4 protein-coding genes are annotated in these 2,526 nt (G+C 64.4%); all 4 read left to right on the top strand.

The window, feature by feature from the left end; translation table 11 throughout:
• The coding region (locus Q1J95_RS15590; RefSeq protein ID WP_300269335.1) for an ABC transporter ATP-binding protein at nucleotides 1–255 on the top strand (255 nt) is incomplete at its 5' end.
• A gap of 96 nt (nucleotides 256–351) precedes the next feature.
• Nucleotides 352–2,079, top strand: coding sequence for a carbon starvation protein A (locus Q1J95_RS15585; protein ID WP_300269332.1), 1,728 nt, complete (start codon nucleotides 352–354; stop codon nucleotides 2,077–2,079).
• Nucleotides 2,080–2,082: 3 nt separating this feature from the next.
• Complete coding sequence (locus tag Q1J95_RS15580) at nucleotides 2,083–2,367, top strand: cory-CC-star protein (protein ID WP_300269329.1); 285 nt, start codon at nucleotides 2,083–2,085, stop codon at nucleotides 2,365–2,367.
• Nucleotides 2,358–2,526: ArsA-related P-loop ATPase (locus tag Q1J95_RS15575; protein ID WP_300269337.1), on the top strand; the 169-nt coding region annotated here is incomplete at its 3' end. The genes Q1J95_RS15580 and Q1J95_RS15575, both read left to right, overlap by 10 nt.

The following is a 2,526-nucleotide window of genomic DNA, read 5'->3' as shown; positions in this document are numbered from 1 at the left end:
GACGAGCCGGTCTCGGCGCTTGATTCCTCAGTGCGCGAGAAGGTGCTGGAGTTGCTCGCACGACTGCAACGCGAGAGGGGACTGACGGTGATCTTCGTGTCGCACGACCTCGATGTCGTGGCGGCGGTGTCCGACGACGTGCTGGTGATGCAACGCGGCGAGATCGTGGAGCACGGCCCTGTGACTGCGGTGTTCGCTGAGCCGCGGCATCCGTTCACACAGGAGCTGCTCGCGGCATCCGTCGGGGCGCGCTGAAACGCCGCTTAGTCGCACTCAGGAATCTCCCAGGTTTGCTAGCGTGGAGGCCATTCGGGCGCACCGTCGTGCCTGAGAAGGAAGGAAACAAACACGATGAGCTCCCTTCTGTTGATGCTGATCGGCCTCGCGCTGTTCGCATTCGGCTACTTCGTCTATTCCAAATACCTCGCCAAACGCGTGTACAAGCTCGATGCGTCGTTCAAGACGCCAGCGCACGAGCTCAACGACGGCGTCGACTACGTTCCGACCAACAAGTTCATCCTGTGGGGCCACCACTTCACCTCGGTGGCGGGTGCGGCGCCGATCGTCGGCCCCGCGATCGCCGTGATCTGGGGCTGGTTGCCGGCCTTCCTGTGGGTCACGCTCGGCACGGTGTTCTTCGCGGGAATGCACGACTTCGGCGCGCTCTGGGCATCGACCCGCAATAAAGGGCGCTCGATCGGCGCGCTGTCTGCCCGTTACATCGGCAAGCGCGGCGCGAATCTCTTCCTCGTGGTGATATTCCTACTGCTGCTCATGGTGATCGCGGCCTTCGCGGTCGTGATCAAGAACCTGCTGATCAGCACGCCGAGCGCGGTCATCCCGACGTGGGGTGCGATCGTGGTCGCCCTGCTCGTCGGCGTGGCGGTCTATCGACTGCGCTGGCCGCTGATTCCCGTGACGGTCGTAGGCATCGTCGCGCTGTATGCGCTGATCGTTCTCGGCGATCAGGTGCCGGTGGTGTTGCCGGAGAACTTCCTCGGAATGGGCCCGGCGACCTTCTGGATCCTCGCGCTATTCATCTACGGTGCGATCGCCTCACTGCTGCCGGTGTGGGTGCTGCTGCAGCCGCGCGACTACATCAACGGCGTGCAGCTGTTCATCGGTCTAGCGCTGCTCTACGGTGCGGTGCTGATCGGTGCGCTCTTCACGGCAACCAAGCCCGAGATCGTCGCCCCGATGTTCAACACGGCTCTGCCGGAGGGCACGCCGAGCATGATTCCATTGCTGTTCGTCACGATCGCCTGTGGCGCCATCTCAGGATTCCACGGCATGGTGTCGTCAGGTACGAGCTCGAAGCAGCTCGACAAAGAGACCGACTCCCGCTTCGTCGGCTACTTCGGCGCGGTCGGCGAGGGACTTCTGTCGCTCGGCACGATCCTCGCGGTCATCGGCGGATTCCGCACCGTGACCGAGTGGGAAGAGGTGTACAGCGCATTCGGCGCGGGCGGTGTTGCTGCATTCGTCGAGGGCGGCGGGATGCTGATGCAGAACGGCATCGGCCTTCCGGCCTCGCTGAGCGCCACGGTGCTGGCGACCATGGCTGTGCTGTTCGCCGCGACGACCATGGATACAGGTATGCGGTTGCTGCGGTTCGTGGTGCAGGAGATCGGCGACTCGATGCGCATCCGCATCACGAAGGTCCCCGCGACCCTCATCGTCGTGGTGGTCGGGCTCGGGTTGACGTTCTCGCAGGGCCTCGGGGGCGAAGGAGGTCTGCGCATCTGGCCGCTGTTCGGCACGACGAACCAGCTGATGGCATCGCTGACGCTGTCGATCATCGCCGTGATGCTCATCCGCAAACGGCGAAACCCCTTGCCAGCGTTGCTTCCGTTGATCTTCGTGTTCGTGCTGTCGTTCTGGGCAGCGATCGAACAGCTGGTCTCGTTCACCGATCCGAGTCAACCCGACTGGCTGCTGTTCGCGCTCGATGTCATCATCATCGTCGCGAGCGTGTGGGTCGCGATCGAGGCGATCATCGCCATGCGCAAGGCTGCGAAGGATCCGCCAGAGGACGAGGACGAGGATGCCAACGTGCAGGCGGTGCGCGAGGAGGTCTGATCTGTGACGCACCGAACGGCGGTCCAGCGTCTTCTGCGGCGCTGGGCCGCCTTCCGTGAGGGGCTGGCGGAGTACTACGCCGGCCCCTACCGGCAGACACTGGCGCGCGAGCGCCGCGATGAGGACGACCTGTTTACGCTCGTCGTGCTCGGAGAGGCACTGGGGGTTCCCGATCCCGCCGCGTACTACAGCGCAGAGTTGATGCCGCTGCTCGCCGAGGACTTCCACGCGTGGCATCGGCGCATGGGAATGCCACGATCACCGTTGGATCAGATGTCATGCTGCTGATGGATGAGCGCCGGAGCATCCTCTTCGTGGGCGGAAAAGGCGGCGTGGGAAAGACCACGCTGGCGTCGGCGATCGCCCACGCCCGAGCCCGTCAGGGAGCCAGGGACCTGTACGACACGACCGACCCCGCGCACAATCTCGGGCATCTCTGGGCGCGCG

This window comes from Microbacterium sp. (assembly GCF_029263575.1).
GTDB lineage: Bacteria > Actinomycetota > Actinomycetes > Actinomycetales > Microbacteriaceae > Microbacterium.
This window is presented reverse-complemented; position numbering and strand designations above follow the sequence as displayed.